This window comes from Variovorax robiniae (genome assembly GCF_037889955.1).
Taxonomy (GTDB): Bacteria; Pseudomonadota; Gammaproteobacteria; order Burkholderiales; family Burkholderiaceae_C; genus Variovorax; species Variovorax robiniae.
Genome location: NZ_JBBKZS010000002.1, coordinates 685,662 through 709,319, shown reverse-complemented (window position 1 = coordinate 709,319; position 23,658 = coordinate 685,662). Strand labels below are relative to the sequence as shown.

Below are 23,658 nucleotides of genomic sequence, written 5' to 3'. Positions count from 1 at the left end.
TCCGACACCGGAACAGGGGAGGCGGCGCGTGCCAAATTTCCGCAATTCGGTCGCCACTCAATCGAAATGCACCGTGGTGCTGCTCTTGCTATCGACCGGACCGGTACAGCCGACGATCACCGGATAGTTGAGATGGGACGACATCCTGGCGGGCGCCTTGAAATCGCATTCGACGAACGCGAGCAGGTTGTCTGCCCGGAAGGGTTGGAGGTCCACGCTCGCCTGCGTGTTGTCGAAGACGCAGCGGTACGCCATCACCTTGTCCGCGTAGGAGATCGACTCATGATCGCCATCTCCTCGCCGGATCGCGCGATGGATCCAGCCCGCCGGGCCGTCGAAGGTACAGTGATCGAGCAACCCCTGGTCGAAGGCATACGCATCCTTGTCGAGAAGGATTCCCGCCTCGCGCTGGTCCTGGAAGAGGATGTTCGCCCAGGTAAAGCCGGTGAGTTGAAGGTTGACCTGATTGTGCAGGACGCCAACCCGGCCGCCCACGAGCGCCAGGTCGACCATGTCGAAAGGGGCCGTCACCCGTTCAGTGATCATCGCCCCCACGAATTGGACCTCGAGGACCGGTTGCGACGGATCGCGCTGCACGATGGCATGCCCGTTACCGACGATGATCACCTTCCGCCGCACGCGCAGGGGCTTGCGGATGCTCACGTCGCGATCGAGCTCGATCACCATCGGCCCGTCGTCCAGCCTGCGTTGCAGCGTGCCATCGTCTTCCGTCGCCCGGCTGGCATCCACGCGCGGCAATCGCACCACGGGCTGGCGGCGCTGCCACCGGGGCCAGGCCGGGGGGCGTTCCCGCACGAACGGACGCCCGTTGTCGAGGATGTTTTCCTGGCCGGTTTCCAGCTCCGAGCGCCAGTAGTACGTCTTGGCCGCGTCGCTGTCGACCCCCTGTGCCTCGTGCGCAAAGCCGCCGACTCCGGCGAGCAGCACTTCGCCGCTCTTGCGGATCTTGATGACGGGTGCCTTCACCTTTCGCTTCAGGTAGCTCTCCTCGTCCAGGCCGTAGACGCTGAAGTTCTTCTGCCCTTCGATCCACAGCCCGCCGTTGCGGGGGTCGAGGGCATTGAAGGCCACGACGGCGTTCCCTTCGCCCTGGCCGGTCACGATCAAGGCCGGCAAGGTGTTGTTCCAGCCGCCGTTGTGGGTCTGCGGGCGCACCCAGCGTATGTTGCGGGTCTTGGTGTTGCGGAAATCCTGCTGCGATTGGTACATCGACACCAGGTCGATGTCCTTCAGTTCCGCGCCGTTGGCAAGAACGCCGCCGCGCATGTCGCGCAGCAAGCCTGGACCGACCGGCATGCCTGCCTCGATTCGCAAGGCCTCCTCGACCTCGATGCCGCGAATTTCGAAGTCCCTCGCACCCTTTTGCACGGTGATGCGCTCGAGCTTAGTATGCCCGCCGGGCAGGCCCACCAGCGTCTGGCCGGTGCGGATGATGACGCTGCCGTAGTAGCCGGCACCCAGGCGCACGGACTTGTGCTTGTCGAGCATTGCCTGGAGGTCAGCTCCGGAGTCGACCTGCACCGATCCGGACGGAAAGTAGCTTGCGCGGGGAGCGGCAGGGGCTGCGATGGCCGTCGATGCCGGGGCGATCGCGACAAGCCCTGCACCGAACGCGATACCGCAAAACTCTCGCCTGTTGGACAAGGGCGCCGTGCCTGGCCGCAAGAGCGTGCGCAGGAAGGCTTCCGCAGTACCCGGTTCGTCGTTCGTTCTCGTCATCCGTCGAAACTCCTGGTGAGGCAAGCTTGAAATCCGCATGTGTGCAGCGACACATCCGAAACCTCAAGTACGGTGAGAAATCAATCCGAAAGTTCAGTCTTGCGGCGAACTGCTAGACCGGTTCCTGCACCGCCAGCAAGCCCGAGCGGCCTTCCACGGTCCCTTGCGCGATGCGGCGCCGCGGCAGCGTGCGGATGTCCGTCGCCGCATGAAGATCGCCCATCGACACCAGCCTGTGGCCCTGCGCCTTCCAGCCGGCCAGCAAGCGCTCGAACACGGGCATCAGCTTCTGGCCTTCCAGTTCCGCGTGCAGCGTGTAGACCTGGTCGAGATCCGTCCCGGCGGTCATCCGCAGGATGTGTTCCGCCACGTTGTCGACCGTGATGGCGTCCACGCCGATGAGTTCGTCGAGCGTGGGCAGCGTGGTCGGGTATTGCGGCGGGCCGATCACGGCTCCGGCAGCATCGACTGGCAGGAAGGGCCGGCCGCCACGGGTGTCCGATGCGTGGGTGATGCCCAACTTCATCTCGGCCCTTGCTGCATCGTCGTTGAACTGCCATCCCGCCGCACCGTGGTGTCGTGGCGGCGTGCCGAACACCTCGGCAAAGCGTTGTGTCGCGCGCTGCATTTCGCGCTCCGCCCAGGCGGCATCGTGCTTGAGCAGCTTGTCCTGCCAGCGCACATGGTCCCAGCAATGCACGCCCACTTCGAAGCCGGCGTCGCGCACCGCGCGCAAGGTGCCCGCCTCGCGCTTGCCGATGTCCGGGCCGGGCAGGGCGACGCCGTACATCAGCGTCTTCACGCCGTAGTGCTCGACCACCGAGGTGCGCGAGACCTTCTTCAGGAAGCCGGGCCGCAGCGCACGGAAGATCGCACGCCCCGTGTGGTCCGGCCCCAGGCTGAACAGGTACGTGCCGCCAGCGCCGGCCTGCTTCATGGCGCGCACCAGCGCCGGCACGCCTTCGCGGGTGCCGCGCCAGGTGTCGACGTCGACCTTGAGTGCAATGCGGGCCATGATCGCGCTCAGAGTTCCAGGTCGGCAGCCGCGGCGGCGTGGTCCTGGTAGTAGTCGAACAGCTTCGCCAGCGCGTCGCGCATGTCGACGGTCGGCGCCCAGTCGAGGTCCTTCATGGTGGCCCGGATGTCGGGCACGCGGCGCGTCACGTCCTGGTAGCCGCCGCCGTAGTACTCGGCCGAGGCGACTTCCACCAGCTTTACGCGCGCGGCGGCGTCCTTGTAGTCGGGCAGCGTCGCGGCCAGTTCCAGCATCATCTCGGCCAGTGCGCGGATCGAATGGTTGTTGGCCGGGTTGCCGATGTTGTAGATCTTGCTGTCGGCCACCCCGTCCTTGTTGGCGATGATCTTCACCAGCGCCGCGATGCCGTCCTCCACGTAGGTGAAGGCGCGCTGCTGGCTGCCGCCGTCGACCAGCTTGATCGGCTCGCCGCGCACGATGTGGCCGAGGAACTGCGTGATCACGCGGCTCGAACCTTCCTTCGGCGCATGCAGGCTGTCGAGGCCGGGGCCGATCCAGTTGAAGGGGCGGAACAGCGTGTAGCGCAGGCCTTCCTGCTGGCCGTAGGCGGCGATCACGCGGTCCATCAACTGCTTGGAGCAGGCGTAGATCCAGCGCGGCTTGTTGATCGGGCCGTAGACCAGGTTGGAGGTCTCGGGGTCGAAGCCTTCATCGGTGCACATGCCGTAGACCTCGCTGGTCGAGGGGAACACCACGCGCTTGTTGTACTTGAGGCACTGCCGCACGATGGGCAGGTTGGCCTCGAAATCGAGTTCGAACACGCGCAGCGGCTCGCGCACGTAGGTCGACGGCGTGGCGATGGCGACCAGCGGCAGCACCACGTCGCATTTCTTCACGTGGTACTCGATCCACTCCTTGTTGATGGTGATGTCACCCTCGAAGAAGTGGAAGCGCGGATGGTCCATCCAGGGCGCGACGCGGTCGGACTGCATGTCCATGCCGTAGACGACCCAGTCGGTGTTGTCGATGATGTGGCGCGTCAGGTGGTGGCCGATGAAGCCGTTGACGCCGAGGATGAGGACTTTGAGCATGGGATGTATCTTTGTGGGAGGAGGTCAGGTGTCGACGGAAACGCTGCTGCGGCCGCCAAAGCGGCGCGCGAATCCGGCGGAGTCGATGGGACCGTCGCCATCGTGCGCGGCCAGGACTTGGAGCATGCCGCCGTCCGCGGCATGCAGCCACAGGGCGTCGTCGCGGCACAGCAGGCGCAGCGCGCCATCGGTGTTGGCTTCCGATGCGCCGAAAAGCCGGGTGCGGTCGAAGATGATCTCGCGCCCGCCGAAACCGCAGAACGCGCCGGGATAGGGCGCCGCCAGGGCACGCACCAGGTTGTGGATCTGCGGTGCGCCTGCCCCGGAAGGAATCCGTCCGTCTTCAGGCTTGCGCCCGCCGTAGTAGCGGCCTTGCGAGAGGTCCTGCACACGCTCCGTGGCCGTGCCATCGATCATGCGCGGCAGGCTGCGCGCCAGAACGATCTCCGCGGCTGTCACGACTTTGCCGAACACTTCCGAGGCCGTGTCGTCGCCCAGGATCGGCACTGCGCACTGGTCGACGATGGCGCCGTTGTCGGGCTTCTCGTTCATGCGATGCAAGGTGGCGCCGGTCTCGCGTGCGCCTTCGATGATGGCCCAGTTCACCGGCACCCGGCCGCGGTACTGCGGGAGCATCGAGCCGTGCATGTTGAAGGCGCCGCGGCTCGGCACGTTGAGCCAGGCGGCCTTGAGCATGTGCCGGTAATAGAACGAGAACAGGAAGTCGGGCTTCGACGCAGCCGCCTCGGCCAGCAACTCGGGCGTGTGCGCATCAGATGGTGCGACGCAACGCAGGCCGTGCTCGGCCGCCACCTGCGCCACGCTTGCGAACCAGATGTTCTCGCCGGGCGAGTCTTCATGGGTGATGACCAGCGGCACTTCCACGCCCGCATCGAGCAGCACGCGCAGGCAGCGCACGCCCACGTCGTGGTACGCGAACACGATGGCGCTTGCGGGTGGATTCGCCATCGTCATTCGCGCTCGCGCTCCAGCACGGCGGTGATCACGTAGCGTGGCCGGGCGCGCACTTCCTGGTAGATGCGGCCGATGTATTCGCCCAGCAGGCCGATGCCGAACAACGCCAGCCCCATCAGCAGGAACAGCAGCGCGAACAGCGTGAAGACGCCGCCCTCTTCGGGGCCGAAGATGAGCCGTCGGCCCGCCAGGATCACGAACAGCAACCCCGACAGCAACGACACCACGATCCCCAGCATCGAGAACGCCTGCAGCGGAATCAGCGAGAAGCCCGTCACCAGGTCGAAGTTGAGCCGCACCAGGCTGTAGAACGAGTACTTGGACTCGCCCGCGTGCCGTTCCTCATGCCCAGTGACCACTTCGGTCGGGTTGCGCGCGAACTGCAGCGCCAGCGCCGGGATGAAAGTGTTCATCTCGTTGCACTGGTTGATCAGCTGGATCACGTTGCGGCTGTAGGCCCGCAGCATCGAGCCGTGGTCGGTCATCTCGATGCCGGTCAGGCGCAGGCGCAGGCGGTTCATCGCGCGGGACGCCCAGCGCCGCCATGCCGAGTCCTGCCGGTCGCGGCGGATCGAGCCGACGCAGTCGTGGCCCTTGTCCATCGCCTCGAGCAGCAGGTGAATGTCCTCGGGCGGGTTCTGCAGGTCCGCGTCCAGCGTCACGACGCGGTCGCCCCGGCAATGCTCGAAGCCCGCGAGGATCGCGCGATGCTGGCCGAAGTTGCCGTTGAACAGGATCACGCGGGTCACATCGGGCCGGCGCTCGAACTGCTCGGCCAGCAGGGCGGCCGAGCGGTCGCGGCTGCCGTCGTTGATGAAGATGATCTCGTAGTCGACGCCCAGGGCATCGAGCGCCGGATAGATGCGCGCGAACAAGGCGGCGAGGCCTTGCTCCTCGTTGTAGACGGGAATGACGACGCTCAGCGCGCGCTGCTCGCCGCGCTCGATCGACTGGAAGCCGCTGTTGGGAACCTTGTAGCTTGCGCTCATGAATGTTGCCCCCACGCTCGGCACTTCGTGTCCTCGCTGCCCCCCAAGGGGGTGCGAGCTTGCTTGGGGCGGCCCGGCGCGGCGCTCATTTCGCTCCCCGCAACTCGGCCACCACCTCCGCCACCGCGCCACACACGCGATCGACGTCCACATCGTCCATCGCCGGAAACAGCGGCAGCGTGACAGTGCGCCGTCCGATGTCCTCGGCCACGGGGAAGTCGCCGGGTGCATGTCCCATCGCGCGGAACATCGAGAACAGATGCATGGCCGGATAGTGCACGCCCACGCCGATGCCTCGCGCCTTCATGCCTTCCATGAAGTCGGCGCGCCGTCCGGCCAGATCGCGCGGCAGCAGCGGCTGGAACATGTGCCAGTTGCCGTTGTTTTCCAGGTCTTGCGGTGGCAGGTCGAAGCCGAGCGCGTCATCCCACAGTTCGAAATAGCGCCGAGCCAGTTCGCCCCGCCGCGCCGTCGCTTCGTCGATGGTCCGCAACTGGCCCAGGCCGATCGCCGCGGCGATGTCGGTCATGTTGGCCTTGGCGCCCCATGCCTCGACTTCCAGCTCACCGCCGGCCAGGCGCGCCACGCCCTGCAGGCGCAGCAGTTCGAAGCGGCGCGCTTCCTCGGCATTGTTCAGGACAAGGCAACCGCCTTCGCCCGTGGTGAGGTTCTTGTTGGGATGGAAGCTGAACGACACCAGGTCGCCGAAGCTGCCGATGGCGCGTCCGTTCCATTGCGCGCCAAAGGATTGCGCAGCGTCTTCCACCACGCGCAGGCGATGCTTCGTGGCCAGCGCATCGAGGCGATCGCGGTCGACCGGTAGGCCCGCCAGGTCCACCGGGATCAATGCGCGCGTGCGCGGCGTGATGGCCTGTTCGATGCGATCCAGGTCGATGTTGCGTGTCACCGGCTCGGCATCGACGAACACCGGCTTGGCACCCACCGCCAACACCACGTTCGCGGTCGCCACCCAGCTCATCGGCGTGGTGATGACTTCGTCGCCCGGGCCGATGCCGCAGAGGCGCAAGCCCAGCTCCAGCGTCGCCGTGCCGGAATTCGCCAGGCGCACGGGGCGGCCACCGAATCGTTCGGACAGCGCGGCTTCCAGGGCCTGGCACTTCGGGCCGGTGGTGAGCCAGCCGGAGCGCAATACATCGCCGACTTCGGCGATCGTGCGCTCGTCGACGGAGGGCCGCGTGAACGGCAGGAACGGCGCAGCGCTCACGAATTGCTCCCGCTGCGTGCCACCAGGATCACCCCGATGATGATCACGCCGATGCCCAGCCAGCGCTGCGCATTGACCTGTTCGCCAAAGAGCCACCAGGCCAGCGCCGCATTGACCACATAGCCGATCGACAGCATCGGGTACGCGATGCTCACGTCCACGCGCGACAGCGCGACGATCCACACCACCACGCTGATCGCGTAACAGGCCAGGCCGCCGAGGATGCCGGGATGCAGCGCGAGCCCGGTGGCCGTGCGCCAGAGCGCGGCGGCGCCGGCCGACATCGAGATCTCGCCCGCGGCGCTGGCGCCTGCCTTGAGCAGCAACTGCGCCGCCGCGTTGAGCAGCACGCCGCTCAGCACCCACAAAAAATCTAGAACTTTCATTGCCTGGATACCACTATTCGTCGTTGGTCCTGGTAGAGGACCCGCATGGGAAGTCCGCGCCGGTGCATGTCAACGTAGGTCACGATATCCATGTAGGCCGCGGCCTGGGGAAGCGATTGCCAACGTTGCGCGAACTCGTCGAGCGACTGGATCGAGCGCCCGGGTTCCTTCAACTGGCCCATCGCGAATTCGTCGGTGTAATCCACGAGGATGACGTCCTGGCGAAGGTAGAAGGGCAGCGTCTGGTCATAGCCTCCTACCGAGAACACGGGCGCCCCGGATTGTATGAGCGGCTGCAACAGGCCCACGTACGGCGTGGCGCTCTTGAGTCGCCCGAAGGGTTCGTGCGCCGCCAGCGCGACCGCGAATCCCACGACATGCGCGAGCGCCAGCGTCATGATCGCCAGCGTGTTGCGATTCCTGCGCAGCCACCACCATGCCAGCGCCGCGCCGCCGAGGAACAGCAGCGCGCCGGTTCGCAAGTCCGCGCCCATCTGCGCGAACACCTCGGGCGGCGCCGAGTTGGATACCACGCGCGCGCTCTGCGTCGACGCAATCAGCGCGATCGTCCAGAGCAGCACCGGCACCAGGAGGTGCAGCCGCAGCGTCTTCGCCGGAACCGCCACGAGACGCAGCCCGAACAGCAGCGCAATGGCCGGGAACATCGGCAGGATGTACGACGGCAGCTTCGACCCGCTGGCGCTGAAGAACAGCAGCACGAATGCCGAATAGGTGATGAGCACGTCCGTGGCCGAGATCGCCCGCTTCTGCGGCGGCGATACATTGCGCTTCAGGAGCCATGGCAGCCCGCCAACCCAGGGCAGCAGGCCACCGAGCAGGAAGGGAAGGTAGTACCACCATGCGCCTTCGCGCTGATGCACCTTGGTCAGGTAGCGCGCAAAGTGCTCATGGATGAAGAAGAACTCGGCGAAGCCAGGGTTGCGCAGGGACACCAGCACGAACCACGGCGCGGCCAGCGCGAAGAAGATCAACAGGCCCGAGACCCAGTGCATGCCGCGCCACAGCGACAGGTCCCGGCGCCAGATCGCCGTGATGACCAGCGTCGCCCCCGGTATCACGATGCCGATCAGTCCCTTGCTGAGGACCGCGCCGGCCATGGCCGCCCAGGCCAGCCAGATCCAGCCGCGCCGGGCCTCCGGCGTGGCCGCGGCATAGCGCGCGATCAGCACCGCGCACAAGGAGATCGTCAGGAACAGCGTCAGCCCCGCATCCAGCGTCAGGAAATGCGCGTTGCCGAAGACCCATGTCATCGAGGCCGCAATGGCCAGGCTGCGCAGCCCCGCTTCCCTTCCCCACAGGCGATGCGCCGTGACGCCGACCATCAGCACCGTGAGGAAGCCCGCCAACGCAGGCCACAGCCGCGCGGCAAACGCGTTGATGCCGAACAGCTTCATGAAGATCGCGCCCAGCCAGTACTGCAGCGGCGGCTTTTCGAAGTAGAGGATGCCGTTGAGCCGCGGCGTGACCCAGTCGCCGGTGCGCAGCATCTCCCAGGACAGCGTGGCATAGCGCCCCTCGTCGGGGCTGATCAGCGACCGGGTGGCCAGCGACCCGAACCAGACGAGAGCCAGCAGGGCGAGGAAGAGGGGAAGCGCCGCGCGCAGCTGCGGGTCTTTGCTTTGATTCATGGAGGGTGATTTTTCAACACATTGGGAAGCACCGGCGAGACCTTCCCGCGCGGGCTTCCGGCACAGCCGATTCAGATTGGTTCACAAGTGTCCCTCCTACGGGCAATACATCACACGGGGGATGGCGGTGCCCTTGTAAGACAGGCTTACTATCCAGAGCGCGCACGGAGGCGCAGTCAACGGAGGCAAATTGAGAACGCGAAATGTAATCGGGTCGATCCTTTCCATGGCCGTGCTCGGCATGGGAACTGGGAGCCCGTCGATGGCTGGGGCGACGGAGACGCCGTCGATCAGTCCGGAACAGCAGGAAGCGGACTACCGCGTCATTGCCGCGCGCTGCGGCACGCCTGGCTTTGAGCGCCGCTTCTTCCACCAGTCCAAGGCCGCGGTCGCCGCCGGCCTTGTGTCCACCAATCGCGACACCGCCGCCGTCGAGAAGACGATCACATCGCTGCGGCGCAGCCCCTTCGTGCTGGTCGCCGCCTCGGCCGATTGCAAGGCGCAGATGGCGCAACTCGAGGCCCTGCAGAAGCAGCGCAGCAGCCTGGTCAGGATTTCGAAGAGCAAATAGAAAACGGGGCGAAAGCCCCGTTCTTGTTGATGCGCTTCACGCGCAAAGCTTCACGCGCGATGCGATGGCCGCCGGGCGTGCGAGAAGCCCGCGGAAAGCTGCCGCAAGGCCTGCAACTGGCGCGCTTCCTCGGCATCGCGCAAGCTCTTGGCGGCGCGCGCGGCGGCGTAGGTCACGAACACCACGTTCACTGTCGCTGCCCATGCCTCTGCGGTGAGGGCGGGTTCGGCCGTGGACGAAGCGCCGTTTTCGAGCGGGTGCTCGTCAGGTCCGGGCGGGACAGGAATCCCCGCCTTGCGAAGGATGTTGGCTTTCTGGGCAACCGTCAGCATGTCTCTGTCTCAATGTCTTCGATGTCTTGGCGTCAGCGTATCCCGCACCCCCTACGGAAGCCATTGGCTGTAAGTCCTATGTACGCGTAGTCCATTGCCAACTGCTTCCGCTTTTCCCAAGGATTTATGGCCGACGCCCGAATTCGCAAGGCGCCAGACCGCGACCGACCATCGGGTTCGCCAGAGTTACCGTGTGCCCGCATCCCCCGAGAATCGAATCAAATGAAACGCCTGCACACCTTTGCTGTCCCCCTGATCCTTCTCGCGCCCTGGGTGGCACGGGCGCAGGAGGCCGCGCCCGCCACCCTCAAGGAAATCACCGTCACGACCCCGAGCGGACAGGTCCGGCCCTTCGACGCCGCCGGGTCGGTCGACCGTGTCGAGGGCGAGGACATGCGCGATGCGCGGCTGCAGGTCAACCTCTCGGAAAGCCTCGGCCCGGTGCCGGGCCTGCAGGTGCAGAACCGCCAGAACTATGCGCAGGACCTGCAGATCTCGATCCGCGGCTTCGGCGCGCGCTCGACCTTCGGCGTGCGTGGCGTGCGTCTGTACGTCGACGGCATCCCGGCCACGCTGCCGGACGGGCAGGGCCAGACGTCGAACATCGACATCGGCTCGGCCGACCGCGTCGAGGTGCTGCGCGGGCCGTTCTCGGCGCTCTACGGCAATTCCTCGGGCGGGGTGCTCCAGGTGTTCACCCAGCGCGGCGAGGGCGCACCGAAGGTCGACTATTCGCTGGCGGGCGGCAGCTACGGCACCCTGCGCCAGAGCGTCAAGGCCTCAGGCTCCAGCGGCGCGGTCGACTACCTGCTCAGCGGCAGCTACTTCCACACCGACGGCTATCGCGACCACAGCGAGGCGCGCCGCAGCATCGAGAACGCGAAGCTCGGCATCCAGCTCGACAACGACAGCCGCCTGACCGTGGTGGTCAACAGCGTGCAGATGCATGCGCAGGATCCGCTGGGCCTCACCGCGGAACAGGTCCGCATCAACCCGCGCGGCGCAGCGCTCGCGGACCAGTACGACACCCGCAAGACGGTGGAACAGACGCAGGCCGGCCTGGTCTACGAACGGCGCATCAATGCGGACAACGACCTGCGTCTGCTGGTCTACGGCGGCCAGCGCGAGACCACCCAGTTCCAGGCCATCCCGCCTTCCGCGCAAGTCAATCCGCAGCAGTCCGGTGGCGTGATCGACCTGTCGCGCAACTACAGCGGCCTCGACGCGCGCTGGACCACGCGCACGCAACTTGCCGCAATGCCGCTCGAGATCGTCACCGGCCTGGCCTATGACACCCTGCGCGAACAGCGCCGCGGCTACGAGAACTACCTTGGCAGCGTCAGCGCGCCCATCCTCGGTGTGCAGGGGCGATTGCGCCGCAATGAAACCAACGAGGTCTACAACGTCGACCCGTATGTGCAAGGCACCCTGCACCTGTCCGATCGCTGGACCCTGGAAGCCGGCGTGCGCCACAGCAGCGTGCGCTTCAACTCGTCCGACCACTACATCACTCGCGGCAACGGCGACGACAGCGGCGCCGCCGACTACAGCAAGACCTTGCCGGTGATGGCGCTGCGCTATGCCGCCACGAAGGACCTGAGCCTCTACGTCACCGCGGGTCGTGGCTTCGAGACGCCGACACTGAATGAACTGGCCTATCGCCCCGATGGTCGCGGTGGCCTCAACTTCGCGCTGCAGCCGGCGGTCAACCAGAGCGTCGAGGTCGGCGCCAAGGCACGGCTCGGCGGCGGCCTGCTGACGGCAGCCTTGTTCCAGACCCGCACTTCCGACGAGATCGTGACCGCCACCAACGTCGGTGGTCGCGCCACCTACCAGAATGCCGGCGACACCAAGCGTGACGGCTTCGAGTTGAGCTGGTTTCACGAGACCCAGAGCCATTGGCGCACGCAGGTCGCCTACACCTGGCTCAACGCGCGCTACAGCGATGCCTTCTGCGCCTCGTCACCTTGCACGCTGCCGGCCATCGTGCGCGCAGGCAATCGGATCCCGGGCATTGCGCAACAGTCGTTCTATGCGTCCTTCGGCTACGTGCCGGAACAGGGCTGGCGCGCCGGGGTGGAGGCGCGCGCGCTGGGGAACATCCAGGCCAACGACGCCAACACGGCGAAGGCGCCGGGCTACGCCATTGCGTCGCTGTACGCAAGCTATGTGAAGCGCCTCGCCAACTGGGAGTTGAACGCCTTCGCGCGCATCGACAACCTGTTCGACAAACGCTACATCGGCTCGGTGATCGTCAACGAGGGCAATGCACGGTACTACGAGCCCGCGCCAGGCCGCAGCTGGCTGGTGGGGGCGGGCGCGAGCTACCGGTTCTGACCAGGAACTGCGGCGTCTCGGTTGCTGGCCGATCCTGCAATCCGGCCAAAAACCTCGGAGCGTCACCTCGGACGACGCCAGCGGGGTCCGCAGGTTCACGCAGCCCGCAGCGTTGCCGCGGGCTGGCCTTTTGACTAGGCCGAAGCGTCGGCCAGTTGCTTCGCAGCGCCGGCCGGGCCCTTCAGCCCCGCCGCAGCCCGCAGCGTCGCCGCGGCCTTGGTCGATTCCCAGGTGAACTCCGGCTCCTCGCGGCCGAAGTGGCCGTAGGCCGCGGTCTTCTGGTAGATCGGGCGCAGCAGGTCGAGCATCTGGATGATGCCCTTCGGACGCAGGTCGAAATGCTCGCGCACCAGCGCGGCGATCGCCTCGTCGGGGATCACGCCGGTGCCTTCGGTGTAGACCGTGATGTTCATCGGCTGGGCTACGCCGATCGCGTAGGCGACCTGGATCTGGCACTGGCGCGCCAGGCCGGCGGCGACGATGTTCTTGGCCACGTAGCGCGCGGCATAGGCGGCCGAGCGGTCGACCTTCGACGGGTCCTTGCCCGAGAACGCGCCGCCACCGTGCGGGCAGGCGCCGCCATAGGTGTCGACGATGATCTTGCGCCCGGTCAGGCCGCAGTCGCCTTGCGGCCCGCCGATGACGAAGCGGCCGGTCGGGTTGATCAGGTAGCGCGTGTCCTTCAGCCATTCCTTCGGCAGCACGGGCTTGATGATCTCCTCGATGATGGCTTCGTTGAACGAGGCCTTCATCTTGGTCGGTGTCTCGCTCTGGTCGGGGTGGTGCTGGGTCGAGAGCACCACGGTGTCGATGCTGTGCGGCTTGCCGTCGACATAGCGCATCGTGACCTGGCTCTTGGCGTCCGGACGCAGGAAGGGCAGGCGGCCGTCCTTGCGCAGCTGCGCCTGGCGTTCCACGAGGCGGTGCGCGTAGTAGATCGGCGCGGGCATGAGCTCGGGCGTCTCGTCGCAGGCATAGCCGAACATCAGGCCCTGGTCGCCGGCGCCGGTGTTGAGGTGGTCGTCGGACGCGTGGTCCACGCCTTGGGCGATGTCGTTGGACTGCTTGTCGTAGCAGACCATCACGGCGCAACCCTTGTAGTCGATGCCGTACTCGGTGTTGTCGTAGCCGATGCGCTTGATGGTGTCGCGCGCGACCTGGATGTAGTCGACGTGCGCGTTGGTGGTGATTTCACCCGCCAGCACCACGAGGCCGGTGTTGGTCAGCGTCTCGGCGGCCACGCGGCTGCGGGGGTCCTGCGCGAAGATCGCGTCGAGAATTGCGTCCGAGATCTGGTCGGCGACCTTGTCGGGGTGGCCTTCGGAGACGGATTCGGAAGTGAAGAGGAAGTCGTTCGCCATATTTGATTAACTCCAGTTGGTTCAATTGGCGCGTTGCCAACCCGGGGGGAGTTCTGGCGAACGCTTTAGCAGTAGTGTTTAACGTCGCCCTGCAAGTAGTTCTGTAACTCAGCGACAATTTGGATTCTATTCGAGCCGCGTGAAAACTTGCGCGCGCGTCAGGTATTACTCCCAAAGTCGTAATGACCGCATTGTTCCGATTGCTTGCCCGTGTCCCGCTGCCTTTGATGCATGCGCTCGGCATCGCGCTCGGCTGGCTGGTCTGGTGGTGTGCGCCGGACTACCGGCGCCGCTTCAAGGAGAACGCCAAGAACGCCGGCTTCACGCCTGCGCAATACCGCCCGGCCATCGGCGCGGCCGGCGCCATGGCGGCCGAACTGCCCTGGCTCTGGTGTCGCCCCAAGGGCGAGAGCGTGCTGCCGAAGGTCAAGCGCTGGGACGGCATCGAGGCCTTCGAGGCCGCGCTCGACGAGCGCAAGGGCGTGATCCTCCTGACCCCGCACATCGGCAGCTGGGAACTCTTCGGCCAAGCCGTCGGCGAGCGCTTCATGAACTCTCACGGGCCGATCACCGCGCTCTACCGGCCGCCTCGCAAGGCCTTCATGGCCGGACTGATGGACGGCTCGCGCGACCGACCCGGATTGCAGACCTTGCCGACCACGGTCGCTGGCGTGCGCGGCCTCATGCGCGCGCTGCGCGGCGGCGGGTACACCGGCATCCTGCCTGACCAGGTGCCGCCGGAAGGGCAGGGGGCCTGGGCGCCGTTCTTCGGCAAGCCCGCGTACACGATCACCTTGCCGGGAAGGCTGGCACAGCAGACCGGCGCCCATGTGTTCCTTGGCGTCTGCGAGCGCTTGCCGCATGGCAGGGGTTATGCGATCCGCTTCGAGGCCTTCGACGGCACGGCCTTCAGCGACCGCAAGGCCACGCCCGAGGCCGCGGCGGCGGCGCTCAACGTGGGCATCGAGGGGTTGATCCGCAGCCTGCCCGGCCAGTATGTGTGGGACTACGCGCGCTACAAGCAGCCGCGTGCCGAGCAGGAAACCGCGCAATGAAGTCGGTTGGGAACCGTGCGAGGCCGATGCGCCTCGCGCATGCCGGTGCGAGGAGGCCAGGATGAGCGTTTCCGCCCGCCTCGGCATCGGCTTCATGAAGGCGCTGTCGCATGTGCCGCTGCCGGCGATCCGCGGCTTGGGCTATGTGCTGGGCCGCATCCTGCACACGGCCGCGGTGCCGCGCCGACGCGTGGTCGACCGGAACCTCGAACTGTGCTTCCCTGGCAAGTCGCTCGCCGAGCGCAAGCGCATTTCGCGGGACACCTTCATCTACGTCGCCCAATCCTGGCTCGACCGCGCCTGGCTCTGGCACGCGCCGCGCGAGGTGGTGGAGCGCCGCACCACGGTGATGGGGGCGCAGGTCGACATCGACGAGGTGCTGGCCGGCACCACGCCGCTGATCCTGTTCGCGCCGCATTTCTATGGCCTCGATGCCGCGGCCACCGGCCTGACCATGCGCTCGCCGCGCGAGTCGACCACGATCTACACCACGCAGCGCGATCCGATGCTGGACGAATGGGTGTGCAAGGGCCGCGAGCGCTTCGGCAACGTGAAGACGCTGAACCGCGTCGACGGCATCAAGCCGATCGTGGCGGCGCTGCGCAAGGGCGGGTTGCTCTACCTGTTGCCCGACATGGACTTCGGTCGCGACCAGTCGATCTTCGTTCCCTTCTTCGGCGTGCAGGCGGCGACGATGCCCTCGCTGTCGCGCTTTGCGCGGCTGGGTCGTGCCAAAGTGATTCCGGTCATCACGCGGGTCGTGAAACAGGGCTACGAGATCGAGATCCTGCCCGAGTGGAAGGATTTCCCAAGCGACGACGCGGTGGCCGACACCGCGCTCATGAACCAGCGGCTGGAACGCCTGATCGAGGCGATGCCGTCCCAGTACTACTGGGTGCACCGCCGCTTCAAGACGCGGCCCGAGGGCGAGCCGCCGGTGTATTGAGCTCGACGCTCAGTTGCGCCCGATGAACGCTTCGATCTCGCGCGCCACGTTTTCAGGCTGCTCATGCACGATCCAGTGCGTGGCATTCGGCACCTTCTTGATCTCCAGCTTCGGCACGTAGTCCTCCAGCCCTTCGAGCAGGCCGGGCAGCAGGGCCGCATCGTCGAGCGCCCAGAACACGAAGGTCGGGACGTTGATGACGAGCCGTTCGCGCGGCAGCATCGGGATCTGCGCCGCGGGCTGGCCGGGCACGGCGGGCTTCATCGGCGTCACGCGGTAGAGGTTGCAGGCGCCGGTGAGGCCGGCATTCCACACTTCGCGGTACTGGTCCTTCACCGCGTCGGTGAGCCAGCCGAAGCCATCGGCGCCGGCCTTCATCAGCAGGAAGAAGGGCCACATGCGCTTGTAGTCGTCTTCCGCGAGCATGGCCTCGGCCTTCGGGTGGGCCAGGAAGTTCATGTACGCGCTGGCCTTTTGCTGCTCGGCGCTGTTCGTCAGCTCGCGCGCGAAGGTGCCGGGGTGCGGCGAATTGATGATCACCAGCTTGCCGAGCTGCCCTGGCAAGGCATTGGCGAAGCCCCAGGCGAAGGCGCCGCCCCAGTCGTGCGCGACGAGGGTGTCGATCTTGCCGCTGGCGCTTTCGGTGGCGGCCAGTTGCGCGATGTCCTGGATCATCAGGGGCGCCTTGTAGGCTTCCACCTCGGTCGGCGCGCTGGACTTCTCGAAGCCGCGCAGGTTCGGCGCGATGCAGCGGTAGCCGCCGTGCTCAGGCTGCGCGAAGTATTCGAGCAACGGGTCCCAGATGAACGCCGCCTCGGGAAAGCCGTGCAGGAACACCATCAACGGCCGGCCGGGCTCGCCGGTGGCGCGGCAACTCAGGGTGATGCCGTTGGGCAGCGTGCGCTGGAAGGTCTGGACCATGCGATGTGTCTCCTGTTGCTTGTCGTCATCGAACGCGCCGATTTGAAGGCCGGGCGCCTGCGGCCGGGAATCACTCGGACGCGGGCTGCGCCTCGGTCGCTGGATGCACCCAGTCCCAGAGTAGTTCGGCGGCTTCGTCCACGCCCTGCTTCTTCAGGGCCGAGAACAGTTTCACCTCGCCGCCGCCGGCCTGCAGTCGCGTGATCGACAGCACCTTGGCGCCTTCGGAGCGGGTGAGCTTGTCGGCCTTGGTCAGCAGCACGAGGAACTTGAGCCCCTCGGCCACGCGCGGACGGATCACGTCGAGCAGGATCTCGTCGAGCTCGGTCATGCCGTGGCGCGGATCGCACATCAGCACCACGCCGCGCAGCGTCTCGCGCGTCATGAGGTAGTTGCCCATGACGCGTTGCCAGCGCAGCTTGGCCTCCTTCGGCACGGCCGCGTAGCCGTAGCCGGGCAGGTCGGCCAGCACGGCGTCGTCGACCTTCTGCTTGCCGACGCCGAACAGGTTGATGTGCTGCGTGCGCCCCGGCGTCTTGGAGGCGAAGGCCAGCCGCGTCTGCTGCGTGAGCGTGTTGATCGCGGTGGACTTGCCGGCGTTGGAGCGGCCGACGAAGGCGATCTCCGGCAGGTCGAGCGTGGGCAGGTGTTCGAGCTGCGGCGCGCTCGTGAGGAAGTGCGCGGTGTGCAGCCAACCCATGGCGACACGGCCGCGTTCGGCCTTGGCGGGGTCGACCACGGCAGGTGGACGCGAGGAAACGGGGGCCTGCTTGCGCGGCGGGGAGGTCATCAGCGGGCTTTCGGAGCGGGGGTGCATTGTAGAATTACCGGGTTTTGCGCCAACGAATCGAATCAAACCCCCCGATATGAAGTTGTTCGTCCCTTTCCTGCTCGCTGCCCTGCTGGGCGCCACCGGCACTTCCAGCTTCGCGGCTGACGAGCACGCCGCAGCCCCCGCTGCCGCGGCACCGGCCAAACCCGCCAAGCCGGACCTGGCAAAGGGCGACGCGGCCTACAACGCGAAGGCGTGCGTCGCGTGCCACAACGCGGATGGCAACTCGGCGGTCCCGGCCAATCCCAAGCTGGCGCAGCAACATCCGGAATACATCCTCAAGCAGCTGGAAGAATTCAAGTCCGGCAAGCGCAAGAGTCCCATCATGTCGCCGTTGGCGGCGACCCTGAACGAACAGGAAATGCGCGACATCTCCTGGTTCCTCGGCTCGAAGACCCAGAAGCCCGGCTTCGCCAAGGACAAGAACACGGTCGAACTGGGTGAACGCATCTACCGCGGCGGCATTGCCGACCGCCAGGTTCCGGCCTGCGCCGGCTGCCACAGCCCGAACGGCGCCGGCATCCCGGCCCAGTACCCGCGCCTGGGCGGCCAGCATGCCGACTACCTGGTCACGCAACTCGTCGCCTTCCGCGACGGTGGCCGCACCAACGCGCCGATGATGACCGGCGTGGCAGCCAAGCTGAACGACCGCGAAATCAAGGCGGTCTCCGATTACATTGCCGGTTTGCGCTGAAATCACGCATTCCGGCTGAACCAAACGCCGAGACACAAACCCAACCAAGGCGGGACCGTCCAATCGGATGGCCCGCCTTTGTCTTTGGCACCAGCGCATTCCAATTTCCATGTCCGTCTCCGTCTCCACCCACGGCCTTCGCCTGAAACGCGGCTCGCATGCCTGGCGCGCCACGGTGGAGTTGCTGTCGTCGATGCGCTTCGCAATCGCGCTGCTCACGGTGATCTGCATCGCCTCGATCATCGGCACCGTGCTCAAGCAGCACGAACCGGTCGGCAACTACGTCAACCAGTTCGGGCCGTTCTGGGCGCAGGTGTTTCGGGCGGCGCTGCTCGACTCGGTCTACAGCGCCTGGTGGTTCCTGCTGATCCTGTTGTTCCTGGTGATCAGCACCTCGCTTTGCGTGGCGCGCAACACGCCGCGCATCCTGGCTGACTTCAAGGTCTACAAGGAAGACATCCGGGCCCAGAGCCTGAAGGCCTTCGGCCAGCGCGCCGAGACGGTGCTCACCGAGTCGCCCGACATGGCGGCCAACCGCATCGGCCAGTTGCTGTCGGGCGGCGGCTGGAAGGTCAAGCTGCAGCGGCGTGACCTCGCAGGCAAGGAAGGCGGCTGGATGGTGGCCGCCCGCGCCGGCGGCGCGCACAAGCTCGGCTACATCGCGGCGCACAGCGCCATCGTGCTGGTGTGCATCGGCGGCCTGCTCGACGGCGACCTGATCGTGAAGGCGCAGACCTGGTTCGCCGGCAAGAGCGTCTACACGGGCGGCGGCATGATCGCCGACGTGCCGGCACAGCATCGGCTCTCGCCCGACAACCCGACCTTCCGCGGCAACATCCTGGTGCCCGAGGGCGGCCAGGCCGGCGTGGCCATCCTGAACCAGTCGACCGGCGTGCTGCTGCAGGAACTGCCCTTCTCGATCGAACTGAAGAAGTTCATCGTCGACTACTACTCGACCGGCATGCCCAAGCTGTTCGCCAGCGAAGTGGTGCTGCACGACCGCAAGACCGGCGAGGCGAAGGACGCGCGCATCGAGGTGAACCATCCGGCGAGCTGGAAGGGCATCGAGATCTACCAGTCCAGCTTCGACGACGGCGGCTCGACTGTGACGCTCAAGTCGGTGCCCATGGCCGCGGCGGCCAAGCCCTTCGAGATCGAGGGCACCATCGGCAGCAGCGCGCAGCTCACCAACGGCAGCGACAAGCTCACCCTTGAATACACCGCGCTGCGTCTCATCAACGTCGAGAACTTCGCGGATGGGACCAGCGGCAGCGGCGCCGACGTGCGCAAGGTCGACCTGGTGCATGACATGCAGTCCCGGCTCGGCGCGGCCAACAAGGTCGACAAGCCGAAGACGCTGCGCAACATCGGGCCGAGCATCAGCTACAAGCTGCGCGACGCCTCCGGCCAGGCGCGTGAATTCCAGAACTACATGGCGCCGGTCGATGCCGGCGACGGCATGCCGGTGTTCCTGCTGGGCGTGCGCGAAAAACCCGAGGAGCCCTTCCGCTACCTGCGCGTCCCGGCCGACGACAAGGGCACGATGGACGGATTCCTTCAGATGCGCACTGCCCTGGCGGACGCCACACTGCGCGAGAAGGCGATCGACCGATACATCGCCCGGGTGAGCGATGCGAAGCGACCTGAACTGGCGGAGCAACTGCGCGTGTCCGCCGCGCGTGCGCTCGGCCTGTTTGCCGGCGTCGAGCGCGTCAAGCCGGACAGCCCGAAGACCGGCGGCTGGCAGGCCATCGCCGACTTCATGGAAGTCAACGTGCCGCAAGGCGAGCGCGAGCGCGCCGGCACGGTGCTGGTCCGTATCCTGAACGACGTGCTGTTCGAGGTGCTCAACCTCAGCCGCGAAAAGGCCGGCCTGGCCGACCTGCCGCCGGACCAGAAGTCGCAGGCCTTCCTCACGCAATCGGTGCTGGCCATCAGCGACGCCGCCTTTTATCCGGCGCCGATGGCGCTGATGCTCACCGACTTCAAGCAGGTCCAGGCCAGCGTGTTCCAGGTCGCGCGTGCCCCTGGCAAGAACATCGTCTACCTGGGCTGCCTGTTGCTCATCATCGGCATTTTTGCCATGCTGTACGTTCGTGAGCGCAGGCTCTGGGTCTGGCTCACGCCTGACGGCGTGCGCGCCGGCGACACGGCGGCCACCATGGCGTTCTCGGTCAATCGCAAGACCATGGACAGCGACCGCGAATTCGAGCACCTCAAAGCAAGGCTGCTCGCCATTGAAGACAAAAAGGAGACGGTGTCATGACGACCACCACCCTCACACTCAACGACAGCTGGCTGTCACGCCGCAACGCCTTCGACTGGGTCTTCGCCGTGCTGGTGCTGGCCGGCGGCGCGTTCGTGTTCTCGCGCTATTCGGCCTCGATGGATTCGTACGAGAAGCCGATCCTGGTCGCCGCGATGGCGGCCGGCATTTCGCTCGGCTGGTTCTGGCGCCCGCTGCGCGTGCTGGCGCTGGTGGTCGCGGCCGCCTCGCTGCTGGCGATCTCGTCCTACCAGGGCGACCTGGCGCGCGCCGACACGGTGTTCCAGCTCAAGTATTTCCTGTCGAGCCAATCGGCCATCCTCTGGATGAGCGTGCTGTTCTTCATGAGCACGCTGTTCTATTGGCTGGGCCTGTTCGGCGGCAAGCAGGGCGACACGATGGAGCTCATCGGCTCGCGCATCGCCTGGGCGGCGGTGACGATGGCGCTGATCGGCACCATGGTCCGCTGGTACGAAAGCCATCAGCTCGGACCGGACATCGGCCACATCCCGGTCAGCAATCTCTACGAAGTGTTCGTGCTCTTCTGCTGGATCACGACGGCGTTCTACCTGTTCTTCGAATCGCGCTACAAGACGCGCTCGCTCGGCGCCTTCGTCATGCTGGTGGTCAGCGCGGCCGTGGGCTTCCTGCTCTGGTACACGCTGGTGCGGCAGGCGCATGAGATCCAACCGCTGGTGCCCGCGCTGCAAAGCTGGTGGATGAAGCTGCATGTGCCGGCCAACTTCATCGGCTACGGCACCTTCGCGCTGGCGGCGATGGTCGCGTTTGCCTACCTCATCAAGCAGCAGGCCGACGAAACCCGCTGGTACAAGCTCACGCCGATCTGGCTCTTCGGCATCGCGCTGTGCTTCGTGCCGGTGGCCTTCCGCCAGCGCGTGCAGGAGGCAGGCGGCAGCTACTGGCTGGCCTACGCGGCCATCTCGGCCGTGATCGCGGCCGGCATCCTGATGGGGCGCAGGCGCATTGCCTCGCGGCTGCCGGCGCCTGAAGTGCTGGACGACGTGATGTACAAGTCGATCACCGTCGGCTTCGCTTTCTTCACCATCGCCACCGTGCTGGGCGCGCTCTGGGCGGCGGATGCCTGGGGCGGTTACTGGAGCTGGGACCCGAAGGAAACCTGGGCGCTGATCGTCTGGCTCAATTACGCGGCCTGGCTGCACATGCGGCTGGTCAAGGGGTTGCGCGGCACCGTGGCCGCCTGGTGGGCACTGGGCGGCCTGGCGGTGACCACGTTCGCCTTCCTGGGCGTGAACATGTTCCTGAGTGGCCTGCACAGCTACGGCACGCTTTGACGGAAGGCGTGAATCTTTCTACTGTGGCCGCCGATCTCGGGCCTGCGGTGTTGGCTCCGGCACAACAAGCGCTTCGCGCAATTGTTAGCCTCTGCCGCAACTTCGTTGTCACCGCACGAGAGTGCGGTTCCGCTCATCAACCCGACCTCGGCGCCCTCGCTACGAAATCTTCACACCTTCCGGCCGCCCGCTCGCACCTGCAATCTCCCAGTGCCGCTGGCGGCATTTTTTGACGGTTGAAACCGATCGGGGCGCCGACGCGTAACCTGATGGTCGTTCGGTACGAACTACCCGGTGAGTACAACGACACAAGCGAAAGGCACTCATGCTGATCAAGAACCGTCAAGACGGATTCAACCACCCGGTTCCGAGCGATATCACCCCGCGCGATGTCTACGAGGGCCGCCGCGACATGCTCAAGCTGCTGGCCGGCGGCGCGGCGGGTGCGGTGCTCTCCTCGTGGGCCGCGCGCGATGCCATGGCGCAGACAGCCGCTCCCGGCAAGCTGGCCGCGCTGGTGGGCGCCAAGTCGTCGGTGGCCGGCGCGATGACCACCGAAAAGGTGAGCGACTACAAGGACGCCACCACCTATAACAACTACTACGAGTTCGGCACCGACAAGGCCGACCCAGCGAAGAACGCCGGCACGCTGAAGACGCGCCCCTGGACCGTCGAAGTCGAAGGACTGGTCAAGAAGCCGGGCAAGTACGGCATCGAGGACCTGATCAAGCTGAGCGCCCAGGAAGAGCGCATCTACCGCCTGCGCTGCGTCGAAGGCTGGTCGATGGTGATTCCGTGGGTCGGCTACTCGCTGGCCGAGCTCATCAAGAAGGTCGAGCCGCAGGGCAATGCCAAATTCGTCGAGTTCGTGACGCTGGCCGATCCGAAGACGATGCCTTTCGTCGGCTCACGCGTGCTCGACTGGCCCTACGTCGAAGGCCTGCGCATGGACGAGGCGATGCACCCGCTGACACTGCTGACCTTCGGCATGTATGGCGAAGTGCTGCCGAACCAGAACGGTGCGCCGGTGCGCATCGTGGTGCCATGGAAGTACGGCTTCAAGAGTGCCAAGTCGATCGTCAAGATCCGCTTCGTCGAGAAGGAGCCGGGCACGGCGTGGAACAAGGCCGCGGCCAACGAGTACGGCTTCTATTCGAACGTGAATCCGAACGTCGATCATCCGCGCTGGAGCCAGGCGACCGAGCGTCGCATCGGCGACGGCGGCGGGCTGTTCGCCAAGCGCCGCAAGACGGAGATGTTCAACGGCTACGAAGCCCAGGTCGGCCAGCTCTATGCGGGCCTGGACCTGAAGAAGAACTACTGAGCGCGGCCATGAACAAGCTGCTGCTGCATCCGGCGGCGAAGCCGCTGATCTTCGTGCTGTGCCTGCTGCCCTTCGCATGGATGGTCTACGGGGCCTTCACCAATGGGCTGGGCGCGAATCCGGCGGAATACCTCATCCGCAAGAACGGTGACTGGACCCTGCGCTTCATCTGCATCGTGCTGGCGGTGACGCCGCTGCGCGTGATGACCAAATGGAACGGGCTCGCGCGGTTTCGCCGGATGCTGGGCTTGTTCGCGTACTTCTACGTGGTGCTGCACCTGCTGAGCTACAGCTGGTTCGACATGGGCTTCGAGCTCGGCGACATCGCGAAGGACATTGCCAAGCGGCCATTCATCCTGGTGGGTTTCACCGGCTTCCTGCTGCTGACGCCGCTGGCCGCAACATCGTTCAATCGCGCGATCAAGGCGATGGGTGCGAAGCGCTGGCAACTGTTGCACAAGCTGGTCTATGTGATCTCCGGGCTCGGCCTGCTGCACTTCTTCTGGATGCGCGCGGGCAAGAACAACTTCAATGAAGTGTTCATCTATGCCGCGATCATCGGTGTGCTGCTCGCGTGGCGCGTATGGAACTACGCAAGCAAGAAGATCGGCGCGGCGCCGCCGGCGGGGCGGCCGCAGTTGTCGAAGCGATAGTGGCAGCTCGCGTTGGCGCGCA

Annotated in this window: 21 protein-coding genes; 9 read left to right on the top strand and 12 right to left on the bottom strand. The window is 66.0% G+C overall.

Annotated elements, in window-relative coordinates:
- Positions 1-57 precede the first annotated feature (57 nt).
- The 8 genes from WKW79_RS07590 to WKW79_RS07555 all read right to left on the bottom strand — a co-directional run bounded on the left by WKW79_RS07590 (position 58) and on the right by WKW79_RS07555 (position 9,031).
- Complete coding sequence (locus WKW79_RS07590; RefSeq protein WP_340334484.1) at positions 58-1,740, bottom strand: hypothetical protein; 1,683 nt, start codon at positions 1,738-1,740, stop codon at positions 58-60.
- A 112-nt stretch (positions 1,741-1,852) separates the two neighbouring features.
- The gene (locus WKW79_RS07585) at positions 1,853-2,755 is read right to left on the bottom strand and encodes a polysaccharide deacetylase family protein (protein ID WP_340334483.1); all 903 of its coding nucleotides are present in this window, start codon (positions 2,753-2,755) and stop codon (positions 1,853-1,855) included.
- Between the two features lie 8 nt (positions 2,756-2,763).
- Complete coding sequence (locus WKW79_RS07580; protein WP_340334482.1) at positions 2,764-3,807, bottom strand: bifunctional UDP-4-keto-pentose/UDP-xylose synthase; 1,044 nt, start codon at positions 3,805-3,807, stop codon at positions 2,764-2,766.
- Between the two features lie 24 nt (positions 3,808-3,831).
- The gene (locus WKW79_RS07575) at positions 3,832-4,782 is read right to left on the bottom strand and encodes a formyltransferase (RefSeq protein WP_340334481.1); all 951 of its coding nucleotides are present in this window, start codon (positions 4,780-4,782) and stop codon (positions 3,832-3,834) included.
- Positions 4,779-5,771 (bottom strand): glycosyltransferase, encoded by a 993-nt coding sequence (locus tag WKW79_RS07570; RefSeq protein ID WP_340334480.1) that lies wholly within the window; start codon positions 5,769-5,771, stop codon positions 4,779-4,781. Before WKW79_RS07570 ends, WKW79_RS07575 begins: the two co-directional genes overlap by 4 nt.
- Positions 5,772-5,856: 85 nt before the next feature.
- A complete protein-coding gene (locus tag WKW79_RS07565) occupies positions 5,857-6,996 on the bottom strand; it encodes a DegT/DnrJ/EryC1/StrS family aminotransferase (protein ID WP_340334479.1) in 1,140 nt (379 codons plus the stop codon).
- The gene (locus tag WKW79_RS07560) at positions 6,993-7,382 is read right to left on the bottom strand and encodes an SMR family transporter (protein ID WP_340334478.1); all 390 of its coding nucleotides are present in this window, start codon (positions 7,380-7,382) and stop codon (positions 6,993-6,995) included. Before WKW79_RS07560 ends, WKW79_RS07565 begins: the two co-directional genes overlap by 4 nt.
- A complete protein-coding gene (locus tag WKW79_RS07555; RefSeq protein ID WP_340334477.1) occupies positions 7,379-9,031 on the bottom strand; it encodes a glycosyltransferase family 39 protein in 1,653 nt (550 codons plus the stop codon). The genes WKW79_RS07560 and WKW79_RS07555 overlap by 4 nt, the downstream gene beginning before the upstream one ends.
- A gap of 226 nt (positions 9,032-9,257) precedes the next feature.
- Here WKW79_RS07555 and WKW79_RS07550 point away from each other — a divergent pair, with 226 nt between their 5' ends.
- Entirely contained in the window at positions 9,258-9,602 is a 345-nt protein-coding gene (locus tag WKW79_RS07550) for a hypothetical protein (RefSeq protein ID WP_340334476.1), read from the top strand.
- Positions 9,603-9,652: 50 nt separating this feature from the next.
- Here the strand turns inward: WKW79_RS07550 and WKW79_RS07545 are convergent, their stop codons facing one another.
- A complete protein-coding gene (locus WKW79_RS07545) occupies positions 9,653-9,934 on the bottom strand; it encodes a hypothetical protein (protein ID WP_340334475.1) in 282 nt (93 codons plus the stop codon).
- A gap of 222 nt (positions 9,935-10,156) precedes the next feature.
- Here WKW79_RS07545 and WKW79_RS07540 point away from each other — a divergent pair, with 222 nt between their 5' ends.
- Complete coding sequence (locus WKW79_RS07540) at positions 10,157-12,271, top strand: TonB-dependent receptor domain-containing protein (RefSeq protein ID WP_340334474.1); 2,115 nt, start codon at positions 10,157-10,159, stop codon at positions 12,269-12,271.
- Positions 12,272-12,405: 134 nt separating this feature from the next.
- Here the strand turns inward: WKW79_RS07540 and metK are convergent, their stop codons facing one another.
- Positions 12,406-13,632, bottom strand: coding sequence for a methionine adenosyltransferase (metK, locus tag WKW79_RS07535; RefSeq protein WP_340334473.1), 1,227 nt, complete (start codon positions 13,630-13,632; stop codon positions 12,406-12,408).
- Positions 13,633-13,814: 182 nt separating this feature from the next.
- Between metK and WKW79_RS07530 the strand changes: the two genes are divergently transcribed.
- Both WKW79_RS07530 and WKW79_RS07525 read left to right on the top strand, forming a co-directional pair.
- Positions 13,815-14,687 (top strand): lysophospholipid acyltransferase family protein, encoded by an 873-nt coding sequence (locus WKW79_RS07530; protein ID WP_340334472.1) that lies wholly within the window; start codon positions 13,815-13,817, stop codon positions 14,685-14,687.
- Positions 14,688-14,748: 61 nt separating this feature from the next.
- Positions 14,749-15,633 (top strand): lysophospholipid acyltransferase family protein, encoded by an 885-nt coding sequence (locus tag WKW79_RS07525; RefSeq protein WP_340334471.1) that lies wholly within the window; start codon positions 14,749-14,751, stop codon positions 15,631-15,633.
- A gap of 9 nt (positions 15,634-15,642) precedes the next feature.
- On the opposite strand, the gene WKW79_RS07520 is transcribed toward WKW79_RS07525, so the two are convergent.
- Together WKW79_RS07520 and yihA are read right to left on the bottom strand one after the other, a co-directional pair.
- Positions 15,643-16,554 (bottom strand): alpha/beta fold hydrolase, encoded by a 912-nt coding sequence (locus tag WKW79_RS07520; protein ID WP_340334470.1) that lies wholly within the window; start codon positions 16,552-16,554, stop codon positions 15,643-15,645.
- Positions 16,555-16,624: 70 nt separating this feature from the next.
- A complete protein-coding gene (gene yihA / locus WKW79_RS07515; protein ID WP_340334469.1) occupies positions 16,625-17,344 on the bottom strand; it encodes a ribosome biogenesis GTP-binding protein YihA/YsxC in 720 nt (239 codons plus the stop codon).
- 76 nt (positions 17,345-17,420) lie between these two features.
- Between yihA and WKW79_RS07510 the strand changes: the two genes are divergently transcribed.
- The 5 genes from WKW79_RS07510 to WKW79_RS07490 all read left to right on the top strand — a co-directional run bounded on the left by WKW79_RS07510 (position 17,421) and on the right by WKW79_RS07490 (position 23,636).
- Complete coding sequence (locus WKW79_RS07510; RefSeq protein ID WP_340334468.1) at positions 17,421-18,080, top strand: c-type cytochrome; 660 nt, start codon at positions 17,421-17,423, stop codon at positions 18,078-18,080.
- 109 nt (positions 18,081-18,189) lie between these two features.
- A complete protein-coding gene (locus WKW79_RS07505; protein WP_340334467.1) occupies positions 18,190-20,346 on the top strand; it encodes a cytochrome c biogenesis protein ResB in 2,157 nt (718 codons plus the stop codon).
- Complete coding sequence (ccsB, locus tag WKW79_RS07500) at positions 20,343-21,659, top strand: c-type cytochrome biogenesis protein CcsB (protein ID WP_340334466.1); 1,317 nt, start codon at positions 20,343-20,345, stop codon at positions 21,657-21,659. The genes WKW79_RS07505 and ccsB overlap by 4 nt, the downstream gene beginning before the upstream one ends.
- 325 nt (positions 21,660-21,984) lie before the next feature.
- Positions 21,985-22,983, top strand: a complete 999-nt coding sequence (gene msrP, locus WKW79_RS07495) for a protein-methionine-sulfoxide reductase catalytic subunit MsrP (RefSeq protein ID WP_340334465.1) — start codon at positions 21,985-21,987, stop codon at positions 22,981-22,983.
- Between the two features lie 8 nt (positions 22,984-22,991).
- Positions 22,992-23,636, top strand: coding sequence for a protein-methionine-sulfoxide reductase heme-binding subunit MsrQ (locus WKW79_RS07490; RefSeq protein ID WP_340334464.1), 645 nt, complete (start codon positions 22,992-22,994; stop codon positions 23,634-23,636).
- Positions 23,637-23,658: the final 22 nt, after the last annotated feature.

Excerpts from the sequence above, each read along its gene's own strand:
- WKW79_RS07590 (WP_340334484.1), bottom strand. The coding sequence starts at position 1,740 with ATGACGAGAACGAACGACGAACCGGGTACTGCGGAAGCCTTCCTGCGC.
- WKW79_RS07585 (WP_340334483.1), bottom strand. The coding sequence starts at position 2,755 with ATGGCCCGCATTGCACTCAAGGTCGACGTCGACACCTGGCGCGGCACC.
- WKW79_RS07580 (WP_340334482.1), bottom strand. The coding sequence starts at position 3,807 with ATGCTCAAAGTCCTCATCCTCGGCGTCAACGGCTTCATCGGCCACCAC.
- WKW79_RS07575 (WP_340334481.1), bottom strand. The coding sequence starts at position 4,782 with ATGACGATGGCGAATCCACCCGCAAGCGCCATCGTGTTCGCGTACCAC.
- WKW79_RS07570 (WP_340334480.1), bottom strand. The coding sequence starts at position 5,771 with ATGAGCGCAAGCTACAAGGTTCCCAACAGCGGCTTCCAGTCGATCGAG.
- WKW79_RS07560 (WP_340334478.1), bottom strand. The coding sequence starts at position 7,382 with ATGAAAGTTCTAGATTTTTTGTGGGTGCTGAGCGGCGTGCTGCTCAAC.
- WKW79_RS07555 (WP_340334477.1), bottom strand. The coding sequence starts at position 9,031 with ATGAATCAAAGCAAAGACCCGCAGCTGCGCGCGGCGCTTCCCCTCTTC.
- WKW79_RS07550 (WP_340334476.1), top strand. The coding sequence starts at position 9,258 with ATGGCCGTGCTCGGCATGGGAACTGGGAGCCCGTCGATGGCTGGGGCG.
- WKW79_RS07545 (WP_340334475.1), bottom strand. The coding sequence starts at position 9,934 with ATGCTGACGGTTGCCCAGAAAGCCAACATCCTTCGCAAGGCGGGGATT.
- WKW79_RS07540 (WP_340334474.1), top strand. The coding sequence starts at position 10,157 with ATGAAACGCCTGCACACCTTTGCTGTCCCCCTGATCCTTCTCGCGCCC.
- metK (WP_340334473.1), bottom strand. The coding sequence starts at position 13,632 with ATGGCGAACGACTTCCTCTTCACTTCCGAATCCGTCTCCGAAGGCCAC.
- WKW79_RS07530 (WP_340334472.1), top strand. The coding sequence starts at position 13,815 with ATGACCGCATTGTTCCGATTGCTTGCCCGTGTCCCGCTGCCTTTGATG.
- WKW79_RS07525 (WP_340334471.1), top strand. The coding sequence starts at position 14,749 with ATGAGCGTTTCCGCCCGCCTCGGCATCGGCTTCATGAAGGCGCTGTCG.
- WKW79_RS07520 (WP_340334470.1), bottom strand. The coding sequence starts at position 16,554 with ATGGTCCAGACCTTCCAGCGCACGCTGCCCAACGGCATCACCCTGAGT.
- yihA (WP_340334469.1), bottom strand. The coding sequence starts at position 17,344 with ATGACCTCCCCGCCGCGCAAGCAGGCCCCCGTTTCCTCGCGTCCACCT.
- WKW79_RS07510 (WP_340334468.1), top strand. The coding sequence starts at position 17,421 with ATGAAGTTGTTCGTCCCTTTCCTGCTCGCTGCCCTGCTGGGCGCCACC.
- WKW79_RS07505 (WP_340334467.1), top strand. The coding sequence starts at position 18,190 with ATGTCCGTCTCCGTCTCCACCCACGGCCTTCGCCTGAAACGCGGCTCG.
- ccsB (WP_340334466.1), top strand. The coding sequence starts at position 20,343 with ATGACGACCACCACCCTCACACTCAACGACAGCTGGCTGTCACGCCGC.
- msrP (WP_340334465.1), top strand. The coding sequence starts at position 21,985 with ATGCTGATCAAGAACCGTCAAGACGGATTCAACCACCCGGTTCCGAGC.
- WKW79_RS07490 (WP_340334464.1), top strand. The coding sequence starts at position 22,992 with ATGAACAAGCTGCTGCTGCATCCGGCGGCGAAGCCGCTGATCTTCGTG.